Origin of the sequence: Acinetobacter sp. YH01007 (assembly GCF_013420425.1) — a bacterium.
GTDB lineage: Bacteria > Pseudomonadota > Gammaproteobacteria > Pseudomonadales > Moraxellaceae > Acinetobacter > Acinetobacter towneri.
Genome location: NZ_VOYC01000035.1, coordinates 1 through 15,592 on the forward strand (window position 1 = coordinate 1; position 15,592 = coordinate 15,592).

General features: G+C 45.3%; 15 protein-coding genes, 3 pseudogenes and 1 other annotated feature. Of the genes and pseudogenes, 12 read left to right on the forward strand and 6 right to left on the reverse strand.

Annotation, left to right across the window (positions count from 1 at the left end):
• Positions 1-308 precede the first annotated feature (308 nt).
• Both FTT74_RS13420 and FTT74_RS13425 read left to right on the forward strand, forming a co-directional pair.
• A complete protein-coding gene (locus tag FTT74_RS13420; RefSeq protein ID WP_004976362.1) occupies positions 309-518 on the forward strand; it encodes a hypothetical protein in 210 nt (69 codons plus the stop codon).
• 249 nt (positions 519-767) lie between these two features.
• Positions 768-2,222: a SulP family inorganic anion transporter gene (locus FTT74_RS13425; RefSeq protein ID WP_026438532.1), complete on the forward strand. Its 1,455-nt coding sequence runs from the start codon at positions 768-770 to the stop codon at positions 2,220-2,222.
• Between the two features lie 110 nt (positions 2,223-2,332).
• On the opposite strand, the gene FTT74_RS13430 is transcribed toward FTT74_RS13425, so the two are convergent.
• Positions 2,333-2,623 (reverse strand): addiction module antidote protein, encoded by a 291-nt coding sequence (locus FTT74_RS13430; RefSeq protein ID WP_004969304.1) that lies wholly within the window; start codon positions 2,621-2,623, stop codon positions 2,333-2,335.
• A 1-nt stretch (position 2,624) separates the two neighbouring features.
• A complete protein-coding gene (locus FTT74_RS13435; RefSeq protein ID WP_004647749.1) occupies positions 2,625-2,921 on the reverse strand; it encodes a type II toxin-antitoxin system RelE/ParE family toxin in 297 nt (98 codons plus the stop codon).
• Between the two features lie 216 nt (positions 2,922-3,137).
• Between FTT74_RS13435 and FTT74_RS13970 the strand changes: the two genes are divergently transcribed.
• Positions 3,138-3,263: a hypothetical protein gene (locus FTT74_RS13970; RefSeq protein ID WP_004969301.1), complete on the forward strand. Its 126-nt coding sequence runs from the start codon at positions 3,138-3,140 to the stop codon at positions 3,261-3,263.
• 93 nt (positions 3,264-3,356) lie between these two features.
• Here the strand turns inward: FTT74_RS13970 and FTT74_RS13440 are convergent, their stop codons facing one another.
• Entirely contained in the window at positions 3,357-4,439 is a 1,083-nt protein-coding gene (locus FTT74_RS13440; RefSeq protein WP_004969299.1) for a hypothetical protein, read from the reverse strand.
• Between the two features lie 168 nt (positions 4,440-4,607).
• Here FTT74_RS13440 and FTT74_RS13445 point away from each other — a divergent pair, with 168 nt between their 5' ends.
• The 6 genes and pseudogenes from FTT74_RS13445 (at position 4,608) to FTT74_RS13465 (ending at position 10,498) form a co-directional block, all read left to right on the forward strand.
• Positions 4,608-5,933, forward strand: coding sequence for an ISNCY family transposase (locus tag FTT74_RS13445; protein ID WP_179989167.1), 1,326 nt, complete (start codon positions 4,608-4,610; stop codon positions 5,931-5,933).
• A 466-nt stretch (positions 5,934-6,399) separates the two neighbouring features.
• Positions 6,400-6,966, forward strand: a complete 567-nt coding sequence (locus FTT74_RS13450) for a recombinase family protein (protein ID WP_006581699.1) — start codon at positions 6,400-6,402, stop codon at positions 6,964-6,966.
• Between the two features lie 182 nt (positions 6,967-7,148).
• Positions 7,149-8,121: pseudogene (locus FTT74_RS13455) on the forward strand (IS3 family transposase).
• Positions 7,438-7,554: a sequence feature (AL1L pseudoknot), on the forward strand. (Overlaps the previous pseudogene by 117 nt.)
• A 151-nt stretch (positions 8,122-8,272) precedes the next feature.
• Positions 8,273-9,487: a chloramphenicol/florfenicol efflux MFS transporter FloR gene (gene floR / locus FTT74_RS13460; protein WP_000214122.1), complete on the forward strand. Its 1,215-nt coding sequence runs from the start codon at positions 8,273-8,275 to the stop codon at positions 9,485-9,487.
• A gap of 27 nt (positions 9,488-9,514) precedes the next feature.
• Positions 9,515-9,814, forward strand: a pseudogene (locus FTT74_RS14045) (LysR family transcriptional regulator); the annotation flags it as partial.
• A 3-nt stretch (positions 9,815-9,817) separates the two neighbouring features.
• Complete coding sequence (locus FTT74_RS13465; RefSeq protein ID WP_109354582.1) at positions 9,818-10,498, forward strand: LysR family substrate-binding domain-containing protein; 681 nt, start codon at positions 9,818-9,820, stop codon at positions 10,496-10,498.
• 197 nt (positions 10,499-10,695) lie between these two features.
• Here FTT74_RS13465 and FTT74_RS13470 read toward each other — a convergent pair.
• Positions 10,696-10,923: pseudogene (locus FTT74_RS13470) on the reverse strand (IS4 family transposase); the annotation flags it as partial.
• Positions 10,924-11,012: 89 nt separating this feature from the next.
• Here FTT74_RS13470 and sul2 point away from each other — a divergent pair.
• The 3 genes from sul2 (at position 11,013) to FTT74_RS13485 (ending at position 12,689) form a co-directional block, all read left to right on the forward strand.
• A complete protein-coding gene (gene sul2, locus FTT74_RS13475) occupies positions 11,013-11,828 on the forward strand; it encodes a sulfonamide-resistant dihydropteroate synthase Sul2 (protein WP_001043260.1) in 816 nt (271 codons plus the stop codon).
• Between the two features lie 86 nt (positions 11,829-11,914).
• The gene (locus FTT74_RS13480; protein ID WP_071830581.1) at positions 11,915-12,163 is read left to right on the forward strand and encodes a phosphoglucosamine mutase; all 249 of its coding nucleotides are present in this window, start codon (positions 11,915-11,917) and stop codon (positions 12,161-12,163) included.
• Positions 12,164-12,224: 61 nt separating this feature from the next.
• Positions 12,225-12,689: an ATP-binding protein gene (locus FTT74_RS13485; protein WP_071830580.1), complete on the forward strand. Its 465-nt coding sequence runs from the start codon at positions 12,225-12,227 to the stop codon at positions 12,687-12,689.
• 73 nt (positions 12,690-12,762) lie between these two features.
• Here the strand turns inward: FTT74_RS13485 and mph are convergent, their stop codons facing one another.
• Together mph and FTT74_RS13500 are read right to left on the reverse strand one after the other, a co-directional pair.
• The gene (gene mph, locus FTT74_RS13490; protein WP_071830579.1) at positions 12,763-13,650 is read right to left on the reverse strand and encodes an Mph(E)/Mph(G) family macrolide 2'-phosphotransferase; all 888 of its coding nucleotides are present in this window, start codon (positions 13,648-13,650) and stop codon (positions 12,763-12,765) included.
• A 673-nt stretch (positions 13,651-14,323) separates the two neighbouring features.
• The coding region (locus tag FTT74_RS13500; protein ID WP_179989166.1) for an IS91-like element ISVsa3 family transposase at positions 14,324-15,592 on the reverse strand (1,269 nt) is incomplete at its 5' end.

A 15,592-nucleotide genomic window follows, 5' to 3' on the forward strand; every position in this document is an offset into this window, starting at 1 on the left:
CAGACGTGCACAGAAGACAGTAATCAAAGAACGAAATCTGAATCCTGTGCTTGACTTGGAATTGTCCATATAGGACATTTCTATTTGGTTATTAGGTAGGACATTTCTACTTAGGAATAACAACAGAATTTCGTATAACCACCATTATGTTAAATAGATAGCAGTTGGGAGATTATTTATTCTTTCAATAGACAAAAACTTGCGGAATTTTTCTTAATTTGTAATCCTTGCGGCCAAGGGTGTCTAGCGTAGCTAAGACAGGTATTCGTTATAGTCGGGCCGCTATAATACGGATGACGAGTGCCTGTATGTTTAACCTAAATATCTTTAACAAGATCTCTAGCGAAGTATTGACCATCAAAAATGATCTTGAGCTGAATTCTGAAAATCAACTGATAACTAAGTATAAGACTTCTACTTCTGAAGATTATAAACAGGCTATTGTTTTGATTTTTAAAGAACGTGGCTATACACGTTTGGAAATAGGTCAATTACTTGGGGAGCCAAAAGCTTCATAAAATACCGATTAAACAAAGCTTGGATATAACATCCAGGCTTTATAAAAAAGTACCTAGCTGTTACCCTTGTCCTGATTTTTTTACTCTAAAACGTTCTTTCATCTTATGACACTTACGCCACCTTAAGTTTATTTATCGTCTTAAATCTGTAAATAACTCATCACTGTCTAGTGATGTGGTGTAGTCGTTTGTGTGTTGTATATATCACATCACTAGCCTATCTGAAAAATTAAAAAACAGGCTATGTTTATGTTATCTAATGTCCGAGAACAGTGGTTCTCTAACATCCGTGGGGATGTACTTGCCGGATTAGTCGTCGGTCTTGCACTCATCCCTGAAGCCATCGCATTTTCAATTATTGCAGGTGTAGATCCTAAAGTTGGTCTATACGCATCCTTCTGTATTGCCGTCGTGATTTCTTTCGTAGGTGGTCGTCCTGCCATGATTTCAGCAGCCACTGGTGCAATGGCGCTGCTTATGGTCACATTGGTCAAAGAGCATGGGCTTGAATATCTGCTGGCAGCAACAATTTTGACAGGCGTGATTCAAATATTGGCAGGCTATTTAAAGCTCGCCAAGTTAATGCGGTTTGTATCTAAATCTGTGGTTATTGGATTCGTAAATGCGTTAGCGATCTTAATTTTCATGGCTCAATTGCCTGAACTGATTAATGTGACCTGGCATGTATATGCTTTTGTTGCTTTAGGTTTAGCAATTATTTATCTATTCCCTCTGGTTCCCAAATTAGGAAAATTACTCCCTTCTCCACTAGTCTGCATCATTGCAATCACATTATTGGCAATCGCTTTAGGAATTGATGTACGGACCGTGGGCGATATGGGGTCTTTACCTGACACACTTCCAATGTTCTTGATTCCAGATATTCCTTTGAATATTGAAACATTGATGATTATTTTGCCTTATTCAGTCGCACTGGCGGCTGTAGGTTTACTTGAATCGATGATGACAGCAACTATCGTGGATGAAATGACTGATACGCCAAGTGATAAATATCAGGAATGTAAGGGACAAGGGATTGCGAATATTGCTTCTGGCTTTATGGGTGGCATGGCCGGTTGTGCAATGATTGGTCAATCTATGATTAACGTAAAATCAGGTGGCCTTACACGCTTATCAACATTCTCTGCGGGCATTTTTCTTCTTATTCTGGTTGTATTTATCAGCGACTGGCTCAAAGTGATTCCAATGGCTGCATTGGTAGCGGTAATGATAATGGTCTCTATCAGTACCTTTGAATGGAGTTCTGTCACTCAGTTAAAAGATAATCCTAAGAGTAGTAATATCGTCATGATTGCGACGGTGATTGTAGTTGTTGCTACGCATAACCTGGCTTTGGGTGTGTTAACAGGCGTATTACTTTCAGCCTTGTTCCTGGCGAATAAACTTGAAAATGATATCCAGGTGACAGCATCTTTTGAAGGAATGGCCCGTTTATATGAGTTGAGAGGTCAGATCTTCTTTAGTTCTTCTGAAAAATTCATGCAAGGTTTTGACTTTAAAGAGGATGTAAAGGAGGTGATTATTGATTTGACCCATTCTCACATTTGGGATGTAACATCAGTCGCCATGCTTGATTCTGTTGTAAATAAATTTCAAAAGAATGGTGCGAATGTCACAGTACGTGGTCTAAATGAAGCCAGTTCGATCATGATTGATAAGTATGGGACACATGCCAGAATTTAAGTTTTAAAAATTCTATATTTATATAGAATTTCTAAAATTAACATAATACACCTTATACGAATCTAAAAATGGGAGCCTTTAGCTCCCATTTTTACTATATTTTTAAAGTTTTAAGCGTGTTGTACTGTGAGTTTTAAGCCTAAAGCATTTACTACACGATTAATCGTATCAAAACGTGGTGCTGAATCCTGACGTAGGGCTTTGTAGAGTGCTTCACGCCCAATCCCTGCTTCTTTAGCGATTTGAGTCATGCCACGAGCTTTAGCAATAACACCAAGTGCATGGGCTAATTCAGCTGGATCATTTTCTTCAAGAACCATATTGAGATACATCACAATGTCTTCTTCAGTTTTGAGCGACTCAGCCATATCAAAACTTGGTAAATCAGCGACTTTAACCATTTTAATCCTCCAATGTTTTCGATAGTTTGACTGCCCGATCGATGTCTTGTTGTTGAGTTGATTTATCTCCACCACCAAGCATTACAATCACAACGTCACCATGTTGGATGTAATACATCCTCCATCCAGAACCGAAGAATTCTCTCATTTCCCAAACGCCATCTTGGAGAGGTTTAATGTCTCCCCAGTTTCCACGTTGAACCTTATCTAATCGACGATTCAGGCGGATACGGGTCATATTGTCTTTAATGCCATCCAACCATTCATCAAATTCTGGAAGACGTTTAATTTCAATCATGAGGATTCCTTATCTTCTCACTATATTGTATTCGATCGAATACAATATGCAAGTAATTTATACGAACATCCATTAATTTCGTATAACACCATTATGTTAAATACATAATTTTTTTGGTTAAAATTTAAACTTTTTTACTGTTTTTCAGGCAAGATGCATATTTTTTTGAAGCCATACTTTCCTTGTCAGATGTTCAAACATTTTAAGGAGAAAGCAATGACACAAACAGCGAATGATCAACGTGCTACAGTAAAAAATCCTAATAATATTCAACATGCGCAGAATCAGGACAACCGTAGCCGACAATTGAATCCTAATCATAAACCTACGAAATCTAAATAAGGATGAAAACTATGAGCACAGCAGGTTGGCCTAGTACTACTGGAAATCCATCAGGTGGTGGCCGAGACAATAATCCACCTCGTAAATAAAAATTTATTTATCTTGTAATATCAATTCAGAAGGCCAAAGATATTGGCCTTCTGAAGGATATTTCTTCAGGAAGGCTTCCCATATCACGATAAAATCTTCTGATGTAGCTAACGTAGAAACGCTGGCTGTTTTTTGAAAATGTTTATAATAAAAGTCTTGCCAAAAATATATTAACCATAGGCCAGCTATGGCATTAATACTTTCAAACCACTTATCTTCTGGAAGTTCATTTTTCAGGAATAAATAATTCTCTTCTGAGACTTGTTCATAAATTTCATCATTTTTAAACTCACCATAAGGTAGACCTAGGAACTCATAGACTTCATTCAAGTAGCATAGTCTTCTGTTTTCTCTAACTTTTTTAATTAGTTGTATAAATTCTTTAATTTGTTCATCTTCGAGAGAAGGATCTAACCATTGCTCAAAACCATTAGTTGGAGGAATAGTCTTCAGAATCTCGACTTTATGTCCTTTTGTTGCTTCAAACTTTGCATTTATCTTTAAGATAAATAAAAGAAAATCTGTAAAAGTTTTTGATGGGAAGTATGGTCGTTTATTTTTAAACTTAAACTTTAATGCTTGGTTTAGTGAGATTGATTGGAATCCCCACTTCTTAGAAATTAAATGATCTAAGTGAATTAAAATTAGCAGTATATTGACGCCAGAATTTCTAAGCATCTCATGACTAATAATATTCTTTAAATCACCGTTAAAGCTAAAGTTATTTACCAGAAAATCATGTAGTTTGCAGACATCTTCATATAAAAAATTATTTTTTTCTAATTCTGAAAATAGCTTTATATGCTCATTCCAATAAAAAAAATCGTTATTCTTAATTGGATATAGTTCTAAGATTTTTAAGCAGTATGCAAAATTATAGTTTTCTTCATCTACAGCTAAAGAAGTTGCTGAATTAAGTACGAAAAACCCCATTTCTGAAGCAAATTCGGATTTAATTTTAACTTTAGCTATTTCATCATTTTTAAATGGAACATTAGTATATTTTTTCTCAATTTTACCTAGTTTCTTAGCCAGGTTTTTATCCATATTTTTCAATATTAAACAGTAGAATTCTAAAGGATTCATGGATGCCCTAATTTTTTAAAAAATCTAAAATTAACATAATACACCTTATACGAAATGCGTTTGTAACTCCAAAATAGAAATGTCCGGTTTCTCCAAAGTAAAAATGTCCGCTTTTAGAATATGCGCTTTTGCGATTATCGAAGCGGACGGTTTGATATGTTGGTGTCTATGTCGGATAAAGAACTTAAACGATTGTCGGTCGTGCAGGAAATCTGCGATCAACGCATAACTCAATCCCAGGCTGCTCAGCTACTTCATATTTCAGAACGTCAGATCAGGCGTTTACTGCAAAAATACAAAGCTCAAGGCCCAGCTGCATTAGCCCATGCCGGTCGTGGTCAAACCAGCAATTCCAGGCTTCCTGAAGAACTCAGGCTCAAGTGCCTCAATATGGTTGCTGAGCAATTCCATGGTTTCGGACCCACTTTAGCGCATGAAAAGCTGACTACCATTCATGGATTCGATATTTCAGTGGAAACCCTGCGTTCCTGGATGATTGCAGCCGATTTATGGATTCCTCGCTCCAAACGCCTGAAACGCCCATATCAGCCTCGTTATAACCGGGACTGTTATGGTGAACTGATCCAAATTGATGGCTCACATCATGACTGGTTTGAAGGAAGAGCCCCTAAATGCTGTCTATTGGTGTTTATCGATGACGCCACAGGAAAATTGCAGCACTTACGCTTCTGTGAGTCAGAATCAGCCTTTGACTATATGATTTCAACACGTTTGTATGTTGAGCAGCATGGTAAGCCTTTAGCCTTCTACAGCGATAAACATTCAGTCTTCAGGGTGAATCAAAGCAGCAAGAAAGACACCAAGATTACGCAATTTGGGCGCGTACTCAGCACCCTGAATATCGATATTATCTTCGCTAATTCACCACAGGCCAAAGGCCGTGTAGAACGAGCCAATAGAACGCTTCAGGACCGTCTGATCAAAGAAATGCGCCTGGAAGGCATCTGTTCGATTGAACAAGCGAATGCCTGGCTACCCTGCTTCATTGAGCAATTCAATCAGAAGTTTGCCAAGATGGCCTTTAATCCCAAGGATCTACACCGGACTGTCACTGAAACAGCCGAAGAATTAGATGATATTTTTACCTGGCGTGAACCCCGCAGAGTCACGAATAGCCTGACGATTACTTATGATAAATGCGTATATCTCCTGGAAAACACGGAAGAAAACCAAAGATTGATTAGTAAGTATCTTGAGTTCCTGGAATACCCGGATGGTACAGTCGCGATTGAATATCAGGGAAGAAAAATCAATTACAGCATCTTCGATAAATTAAGTCAGCTTAACCAGCGAGAGATTGTTGAGAATAAACGTTTAGGTGCAGTTCTCAATCATATTCAACAACAGCATGAAGAATTGGAACAGCAAAACAAACGTAATCGTTCTCAATCTATGCCAAGCAGACGTGCACAGAAGACAGTAATCAAAGAACGAAATCTGAATCCTGTGCTTGACTTGGAAATGTCTGTATAGGACATTTCTATTTGGTTTTAAGGTAGGACATTACTACTTAGGAATAACAGCGTTATAATTCTCTATAGAAATCAATGCTGTAGTTTCTAGTTGATAGCCCATCTTCCCCAAGGTGGGCTTTTTTTATGATTTTTCACGTTCCACGCTTATTATTTAATCAAAAGACCTCTTGCGAAAGTATAGTTTATCTAATTTTTGAATTGGCTAAAACCTCATAAAATATAGCTTTTGGCTGCTTAAAATTTGACTAACGCAAGAATTCTAAAGTTTCTCAACTTTGATTAGCTCAAATAAATACCATTTCTCTTTTTCTAGGTCTCTTTAAATCACGAATTATGTAACTATAGAGTATAGCCTAACGGAACAAAATAAAGTCTTAAAAAGCAACTCAAAAACCGTATTTATAGACTTAATATTTAATTTCGGTACAATATGTATTTAATTATCTAAACTCTAACGGTACAGAATGCCTAATCAGGTCGGATATATTCGAGTCAGTTCAACTGAACAAAATACTGAACGTCAATTAGATGGAATCAGCCTGGATAAGACCTTTACTGAAAAGGCAAGCGGTGGTAGCCGTGAACGTCCTCAGTTAAATGCAATGCTCGACTATCTGCGTGAAGGTGATACGGTGCATGTTCATAGTATTGATCGTCTGGCACGTAATACAAATGATCTGAACGAAATTGTGAATAGTCTGAATGATCGTGGTATAACCATTATTTTTCATAAAGAGAATTTGACCTTCAGTCATGATGTAGCACAATCGGCAATAAATAAACTCATGTTTCAGATGCTTGCTGCATTTGCAGAGTTTGAACGCTCCATGATCCGTGAGCGTCAAAAGGAAGGAATTGCAAAAGCCAAAGCGAAGGGCTTATATAAGGGAAGAAAGCGGAAGGTTGACTATGTTGAAATACGAAAAGCAATGGCTGAAGAAAATTCAACATTTAGAGGTGTTGCAGAAAAGTTTAAAGTAGGGATAGCAACAGTACAAAGAGCTTTAAAAGAAGAAACTAATAATCAATAAGGTTGATTAATGAAGACGCTTAGATATTCAAATTTAGAAAAGATCATGACCATTTATACTGAAATTTCTACTTATATTACATTTCATAATGCGACTGGTTTAACAGATATAAATAAATCAATGGAAGATTTTTGAACCGTACCGGGTTTGTCGGAGACCAAGCTTTCTGAGAGAATGTCCCGATGAAAAAAGTAAAATATACCCCTGAAATCAGAGAAAGAGCGGTTCAATTATTGATTGAATCCGAGAAAGATTATCCATCGAATTGGGCTGCGATCACCGCTATTGCTCCCTGAGCAGTATACTGCGCAAGGGTTGTACTCCTGAAACACTACGTGTTTGGTATCAAAAATATTTAGATAAACAAAATCCAGTTAAAGTACAGCAGCTTTCAGACCAAGAACGTATCAAACAACTCGAACGCGAAAATAAAGAACTGCAACGCGCCAATGAAATTCTACGTAAAGCAGCCGCTTTTTTCGCCCAGGCGGAGCTCGACCGCCCACACAAATAATGGTGGATTTTATCCATAATAATAAAGAGCTGTACGGAGTCGAGGCGATTTGTAGAATTTTACCGATCGCACCTTCAACCTATTACCGGACTCTAGATCTCTGTGAAAATCCAGAACATCGAGCAAAGCGAGATTTACATGACTTGCATCATGCTGAGGAGATTAAACGAATTTGGAAGGAAAGTTCAGGTCGGTATGGTGTACGTAAAGTCTGGCAAAAACTGAAACGTGAAGGCTATATTATTGCGCGCTGTACTGTTGCTCGATTAATGCAAAAGCTAGGTATAAAAGGTGTTTGGCGTGGTAAGAACAAACAAACCACCCGTAGCCGAGATGATCAAAAACGAGCGGATGACTTGGTAAAACGTAATTTTACTGCTGATCATCCTGACCAACTGTGGGTGAGTGACTTTACGTATATTCAAACAAATTCAGGCTGGGTTTATACTGCATTTATTATTGATGTGTTCTCACGAGCAATTGTTGGATGGAAAGTATCGACACGGATGAATACAGATATGGTGCTCGATGCATTGGAGCAAGCATTTAGGGCGGCAGAGGGGGCTGGAACGCTGAGTGCGCCCATGCCGCATTGCAAAGCAAAAGATAATCGGATAAAATGTAGCAATTCATATTCGTAAGCGTGGAGTAATCAGATGGGAAATTCCAAGTCAGCAGACAAGTAAGCCGCAACAACCAGTATTGTTGTTGCGGCGCTCTGTAAGGCTAGTCTCATCTGATTGCTGACGAGCAGACGTCGCCCGGTATTCCTTAATCGAGGGTTGATTCGTCATGACCACCACACGCCCCGCGTGGGCCTATACGCTGCCGGCAGCACTGCTGCTGATGGCTCCTTTCGACATCCTCGCTTCACTGGCGATGGATATTTATCTCCCTGTCGTTCCAGCGATGCCCGGCATCCTGAACACGACGCCCGCTATGATCCAACTCACGTTGAGCCTCTATATGGTGATGCTCGGCGTGGGCCAGGTGATTTTTGGTCCGCTCTCAGACAGAATCGGGCGACGGCCAATTCTACTTGCGGGCGCAACGGCTTTCGTCATTGCGTCTCTGGGAGCAGCTTGGTCTTCAACTGCACCGGCCTTTGTCGCTTTCCGTCTACTTCAAGCAGTGGGCGCGTCGGCCATGCTGGTGGCGACGTTCGCGACGGTTCGCGACGTTTATGCCAACCGTCCTGAGGGTGTCGTCATCTACGGCCTTTTCAGTTCGATGCTGGCGTTCGTGCCTGCGCTCGGCCCTATCGCCGGAGTATTGATCGGCGAGTTCTTGGGATGGCAGGCGATATTCATTACTTTGGCTATACTGGCGATGCTCGCACTCCTAAATGCGGGTTTCAGGTGGCACGAAACCCGCCCTCTGGATCAAGTCAAGACGCGCCGATCTGTCTTGCCGATCTTCGCGAGTCCGGCTTTTTGGGTTTACACTGTCGGCTTTAGCGCCGGTATGGGCACCTACTTCGTCTTCTTCTCGACGGCTCCCCGTGTGCTCATAGGCCAAGCGGAATATTCCGAGATCGGATTCAGCTTTGCCTTCGCCACTGTCGCGCTTGTAATGATCGTGACAACCCGTTTCGCGAAGTCCTTTGTCGCCAGATGGGGCATCGCAGGATGCGTGGCGCGTGGGATGGCGTTGCTTGTTTGCGGAGCGGTCCTGTTGGGGATCGGCGAACTTTACGGCTCGCCGTCATTCCTCACCTTCATCCTACCGATGTGGGTTGTCGCGGTCGGTATTGTCTTCACGGTGTCCGTTACCGCGAACGGCGCTTTGGCAGAGTTCGACGACATCGCGGGATCAGCGGTCGCGTTCTACTTCTGCGTTCAAAGCCTGATAGTCAGCATTGTCGGGACATTGGCGGTGGCACTTTTAAACGGTGACACAGCGTGGCCCGTGATCTGTTACGCCACGGCGATGGCGGTACTGGTTTCGTTGGGGCTGGTGCTCCTTCGGCTCCGTGGGGCTGCCACCGAGAAGTCGCCAGTCGTCTAACCGACGACTGGTAGCAGGCCCGCTCCGATGCGGCGCACTAACCATCGAAACCTCGTGAATGTCGGTATCCTGTCTGGCAGGATACCGCTCATTTCCCTTGTTCAGTTCATCGCCGTCGCCGAGCATCTGAATTTTCGGCATGCGGCCAAGGCACTTGGTATCAGCCAGTCGAGCGTCAGCGCGCGTGTGAAAGCGCTGGAGGATAACCTTGGTGTCCTGCTATTTGAGCGCCATGCGCGGGGCGTTCGGCTAACAGACGCAGGCAGGCACTTCATGGAGCGTGTCACGGCGGGTGTCGATCAACTCGATCACGCAGTGAAGACCGCAGGCATGACAGCTCAAGGAGAATACGGCCGGCTTCGCATCGGCATCCATGCCTTAATCCCACGCAGCTTTCTCACGGAGCTGATCCGTCATTATCGGGAAGAACATACGGGCATTGAGGTTGAGATCACCGAAGGCACAGCCCGCGATGCGGTGATGCAGCTTCGTGCTGACCAGCTCGACGTGGTGTTCGTCGCGGGCAAGCCCGAGATGCCCGACTGCCATACCCGACCGATCTGGACCGAACCGCTGGTGGCCGTGCTATCGGATGGGCATCGCCTCGCCGGGCAGTCCGCAATCACTTGGTCCGATCTGGTCGGCGAGACTTTCATTGTTCGCTATGGTGGCACCGGCCCGCAGGTCCATGACCATATCGTGCTGCGCCTTGCCGGGCGTTGGCCCGCACCGTCGATCCGGCGCTTTGATGTGGGGCGCGACACGCTGCTATCTATGGTCGGACAAGGCTTCGGCATCACTATCGTCGGCGAGGCAACGTCATTGTTGCCGACGACCGGCATCGTCTTCCTGCCCTTCCTCGATGAACCGGAGCCGGTTGCCTTTACAGCCGTCTGGTCGCCGTTCAATCGCAACTCCGCACTGAAAAATCTACTCAACCTCGCAGGCAAAATGAAGCGTGACGGCGATTCGCCCAATCGTTTCCTGGATGGCACTCGACCGGCACGATAACGGCACAGGCGATCCATCCTATTTGCCGCCGATAGTATCCGGCAGCCCTCCGGCATCCTCTTTCCTGTTGCCCGTCCCGATTTTGCCTACTCTCTGATCGGCTCCGTCTCTTTTGCCGACTGGAGCCTGCATTGCGCGGAGGCCGAATCCTTTGGGGTCAGATCGCCGTAGTCATCACCATCGTTCTGGTGATGACACTGAGAAATTTGACGATAATCAAAATACTGACCTGCAAAGAAGCGCTGCATACGTCGATAAAATGATTGTGGTAAACACTTGATGGGCAAGGCTTTAGATGCAGAAGAAAGATTACATGTTTGCTTTAAAATAATCACAAGCATGATGAGCGCAAAGCACTTTAAATGTGACTTGTTCCATTTTAGAGATTTGTTTAAGATAAGATATAACTCATTGAGATGTGTCATAGTATTCGTCGTTAGAAAACAATTATTGTGACATTATTTCAATGAGTTATCTATTTTTGTCGTGTACAGAGATTATTATAGAAGCCCCCATGAATAAATCGCTCATCATTTTCGGCATCGTCAACATAACCTCGGACAGTTTCTCCGATGGAGGCCGGTATCTGGCGCCAGACGCAGCCATTGCGCAGGCGCGTAAGCTGATGGCCGAGGGGGCAGATGTGATCGACCTCGGTCCGGCATCCAGCAATCCCGACGCCGCGCCTGTTTCGTCCGACACAGAAATCGCGCGTATCGCGCCGGTGCTGGACGCGCTCAAGGCAGATGGCATTCCCGTCTCGCTCGACAGTTATCAACCCGCGACGCAAGCCTATGCCTTGTCGCGTGGTGTGGCCTATCTCAATGATATTCGCGGTTTTCCAGACGCTGCGTTCTATCCGCAATTGGCGAAATCATCTGCCAAACTCGTCGTTATGCATTCGGTGCAAGACGGGCAGGCAGATCGGCGCGAGGCACCCGCTGGCGACATCATGGATCACATTGCGGCGTTCTTTGACGCGCGCATCGCGGCGCTGACGGGTGCCGGTATCAAACGCAACCGCCTTGTCCTTGATCCCGGCATGGGGTTTTTTCTGGGGGCTGCTCCCGAAACCTCGCTCTCGGTGCTGGCGCGGTTCGATGAATTGCGGCTGCGCTTCGATTTGCCGGTGCTTCTGTCTGTTTCGCGCAAATCCTTTCTGCGCGCGCTCACAGGCCGTGGTCCGGGGGATGTCGGGGCCGCGACACTCGCTGCAGAGCTTGCCGCCGCCGCAGGTGGAGCTGACTTCATCCGCACACACGAGCCGCGCCCCTTGCGCGACGGGCTGGCGGTATTGGCGGCGCTGAAAGAAACCGCAAGAATTCGTTAACTGCACATTCGGGATATTTCTCTATATTCGCGGTTCAGCAGGCATGTCCCCTTTGAGGGCGACCCGACGACAGGATAATCGACCTTATGGTGCGCAAATATTTCGGCACAGACGGTATTCGTGGCAAAGCCAACGAAGGCGCGATGACGGCGGAAACCGCCTTGCGCGTCGGCATGGCGGCTGGCCGTGTCTTTCGTCGCGGTGACCACCGCCATCGTGTCGTGATCGGCAAGGATACGCGCCTGTCGGGCTATATGCTTGAACCCGCGCTCACAGCCGGTTTCACCTCGATGGGCATGGACGTATTCCTTTTTGGCCCGCTGCCGACAACGTAATAGGAAGAATAAACGCCCTTTTCACCCAAGTCCAAATTAATTTGCCGATTCCATAATCAGGGTGTATTACAATTCCATAGAGTTTTTCAATCCAGGTGGTTTAGCTGATAACTTAACGATTGATCAGCTTCTTCGTGAAGATTACTCGCCATGGGCGCGCAATAAAAGGATATCTGCCACGTTCAAAGAAGCGCATTTTATTGAAAAATATGGGTCAGGCATCAAACGAATCCAAGAAGGCTTCGCATCCTATGGTCTGCGTCCCCCTGTCTTTGAAAATTTCCAGCACGGTTTTCGAGTTATTGTCTCATCAAAGCTACTTTTCGAATCTAATGAGGGAGTAAGTGAGGGAGTAAATCTACTATTTAATCAGATAAGAACTAATCCAGGAAAGCGTGCACCATTTTTAGTAAACGAGCTATTAGTTCCTGTCAAGATAGTAGAGCGGTGGCTCAAAATCTTAAGAGATGATCATAAAATCGAGTTTCGAGGAGCTCCTAAAAGTGGAGGATACTGGCTAAAATAGAAATCAATGATACTCTTAAGTGGCACCAATCGAACTCCTATTTTAGCATTTAAAAAAGTATCCTCACATCATTTTATTGAACAATACCTAAGGCTGCTCTGGCGGCATTGATATGATTATCGTCGTTGCACTCTACCGCAAAAGCGCCATATGCTAATGGAGCTGCAGCAGCCCTCTCTATAGATTGTTCGTAGAGCCTATCCCATATCGTTCCGCCTTGTTTAGCATACTCCGTTATCAAACTCTTCAGGCTATCCTCTCCAAAAACCGATACGTGACCAGAAAAGTCCAGTGCAGGATCACCCATATGCGCAGTAGACCAATCTATGATACCAGAGGTCTTACCTTCCTTCGAGGTTAAGACATGCCCTGCATAGAGATCGCCATGGATGAAACAAGTGAATTCAGGCCACAAAGGGTCATTGTCCAACCATCTACGGTATCTGTTTTCCAACGGCTCGCTGATACCTATCTCAGATTTCACCAAGTGGATACGGTCAGCTATTTCGGTCCTCAATTCACTTGGAGTCATTATTTTCAAGTTGCTCTTTCTCACATCGTCAGCTGTAATACGATGTAATTCGGCCAATGATTTTGCCAGAGACTCCACATAAGCTATGCTATCGCGATCTATGTTCCAAGAAACCTCATGTGTTATCGCATCGAATGTCAGAGCAGGCGCATCCTCCAGTAAAGGGTAGGCTATTAGGCGCTCCGATACAATTTTCCAATCAGGGACATTGATCGACAGGTTTCTTTTGGCTAAATCCAATATTCTACTTTCATTTTCGATTTGTTCAAGCATATCGCTTCTTCGAGGTATACGGAGTACCCAGTTCTCACCGTTTACTTCCTTTACAAAGGCAACTCTAAAGTCGATGCCCATCTCATTGACGCTCATCTCTTCCGAAATTCTCAGCCCATGCTCTAGGGCTAATGTTTGCATATCTTCGATTGTCATTTCTATACTGTTTTCTTTTATTAAATTGGTACCAGTTCCCCCGACAGGACATTCTGAATGTCATATACAGGTGTAACACTTTACCCATATTCTTTTCGTATGGATAACACTTCCCATCAGGGAACAAAAATCTGATACATGAATTAATTGTGAGACAGTAGACCTACTGTCGCATTGAAGCCATCTCGGCGACTATTTGATTAGGAAAACCAAGGCTTTGCCATCATAGCCTTATCATAGAAGTATAACATAGTTGTAAAGATAGAAAATTATTTTTTATTCATCCATGATGTTATTATTTTATAATAACATCATCTAAACATGTCCTGTCGCTCTTTTGTGCTGTGATATTTCATACCTATTAACTGCTTTCGTTTGAATTATACGACGTTCTACTCACAATAGGGCAAGGGTTACTCATTCCGTAGGATGCGGTTCACGTATAGGAAGAATAAACGCCCTTTTCACCCAAGTCCAACAGCTTTGGACCGCAGTTGACTCTTTCGACACCCCTGCGATGCAACCCAATCCGGCTGACGGGGAGCCAGCAACGCTGAAAATTTACCCTCCTCTTTCCCACTAGCGGCTCCTTTTCCGACAACCAGCACGGCGGATCCCTGCCGCGGCGCTGTGAACGCAGCATTTTGATTGGTATCGTTGGCCTTCAGGCTCGTCAGTCAAACAGACCCAGGAGCAGCTCAGCCGGTGGCGCCCGGCTTTCGGGTAACGCCCTGGTCCCGCTGGTTTCGGCTTTGTGCTTCAGGTGATCAAGGATCTGCTTGATCACTATAGGGTCTTCAATGCAGGCGATGACTTTCATGGCGCCGCCGCAGCCGCTGCAGGTCTCGATGTCGATATTGAAAACACGCTTGAGCCGTTGCGCCCATGTCATCGACGCTCGCCGTTGTGCTGGTGTTGCCGGTTCATCAGCCACCCTGACCTTGTTGCCCCTGCCCCGTTTTGCCGGCGTGACCAACGCCCGGTGCCGACTGTTGGGTGCGAACACCCCGTGGAAGCGGGTTAGGTTGACTCTGGGCTTCGGTACCAGGGCGGCCAGCCTTGCAATGAAATCCAATGGTTCGAAAATGACGTGCGTGGTGCCGTCCCGGTACGGCGTCTTGAGCTGGTAGCGCACGTTGCCGCCTCGTGTTAACGACAGCCGCTTCTCGGATACCGCCGGGCGGCTGATGTACCGGCACAGCCGTTCGAGCTTCTTGCGTTCATCGGCCCTGGCCGCCACGCCGGCGTGCAGGCTGGACCCGGCTACCTTGCCAATCCCGTCACCGAACGGATCACCACTGGTCGGCAGAGTTTGCAAAGTGAACACCTTTCGCCCCGCCTGTGAACCGACAGCGATACGGTAAGTGATCGAGTGCCCCAGCAGGGGTGTCATCGGGTCGTCATCCACCGCATCCGAGGCCAGATAGCTGTTTTCGACATCCCGTTCCAGCAGGCCTTGCCGTTCCAGATAGCGACCCACCCGGTGGGCGATGGTGTGCGTCAGCTGGGTGAGCTCTGGGCTGGTCGGCGCCTTGACCCAGCGGAAACGCGCTGAGCCGTGGGATTGCTCGACATACACACCGTCGAGAAACAGCATGTGGAAGTGAACATTCAGATTGAGCGCCGATCCAAAACGCTGGATCAGGGTGACCGCGCCCGTCTTGGCCACTTGGTGGGTATGGCCCGCTTTCTTGACCAGGTGCGTGGCAATGACGCGGTAAACGATGCCCAGCACCCACCCCATGATCTCGGGCCGGCTGGCAAACAGGAAACGCAGCTGAAACGGGAAGCTCAACACCCACTGACGCATGGGTTGTTCAGGCAGTACTTCATCAACCAGCAAGGCGGCACTTTCGGCCATCCGCCGCGCCCCACAGCTCGGGCAGAAACCGCGACGCTTACAGCTGAAAGCGACCAGGTGCTCGGCGTGGCAAGACTCGCA

What these genes read in the sequence shown, in the direction of transcription:
- FTT74_RS13420 (WP_004976362.1), top strand. Translation starts at nt 309, where the DNA reads ATGTTTAACCTAAATATCTTTAACAAGATCTCTAGCGAAGTATTGACC.
- FTT74_RS13425 (WP_026438532.1), top strand. Translation starts at nt 768, where the DNA reads ATGTTATCTAATGTCCGAGAACAGTGGTTCTCTAACATCCGTGGGGAT.
- FTT74_RS13430 (WP_004969304.1), bottom strand. Translation starts at nt 2,623, where the DNA reads ATGGTTAAAGTCGCTGATTTACCAAGTTTTGATATGGCTGAGTCGCTC.
- FTT74_RS13435 (WP_004647749.1), bottom strand. Translation starts at nt 2,921, where the DNA reads ATGATTGAAATTAAACGTCTTCCAGAATTTGATGAATGGTTGGATGGC.
- FTT74_RS13970 (WP_004969301.1), top strand. Translation starts at nt 3,138, where the DNA reads ATGACACAAACAGCGAATGATCAACGTGCTACAGTAAAAAATCCTAAT.
- FTT74_RS13440 (WP_004969299.1), bottom strand. Translation starts at nt 4,439, where the DNA reads ATGAATCCTTTAGAATTCTACTGTTTAATATTGAAAAATATGGATAAA.
- FTT74_RS13445 (WP_179989167.1), top strand. Translation starts at nt 4,608, where the DNA reads ATGTCGGATAAAGAACTTAAACGATTGTCGGTCGTGCAGGAAATCTGC.
- FTT74_RS13450 (WP_006581699.1), top strand. Translation starts at nt 6,400, where the DNA reads ATGCCTAATCAGGTCGGATATATTCGAGTCAGTTCAACTGAACAAAAT.
- floR (WP_000214122.1), top strand. Translation starts at nt 8,273, where the DNA reads ATGACCACCACACGCCCCGCGTGGGCCTATACGCTGCCGGCAGCACTG.
- FTT74_RS13465 (WP_109354582.1), top strand. Translation starts at nt 9,818, where the DNA reads ATGACAGCTCAAGGAGAATACGGCCGGCTTCGCATCGGCATCCATGCC.
- sul2 (WP_001043260.1), top strand. Translation starts at nt 11,013, where the DNA reads ATGAATAAATCGCTCATCATTTTCGGCATCGTCAACATAACCTCGGAC.
- FTT74_RS13480 (WP_071830581.1), top strand. Translation starts at nt 11,915, where the DNA reads ATGGTGCGCAAATATTTCGGCACAGACGGTATTCGTGGCAAAGCCAAC.
- mph (WP_071830579.1), bottom strand. Translation starts at nt 13,650, where the DNA reads ATGACAATCGAAGATATGCAAACATTAGCCCTAGAGCATGGGCTGAGA.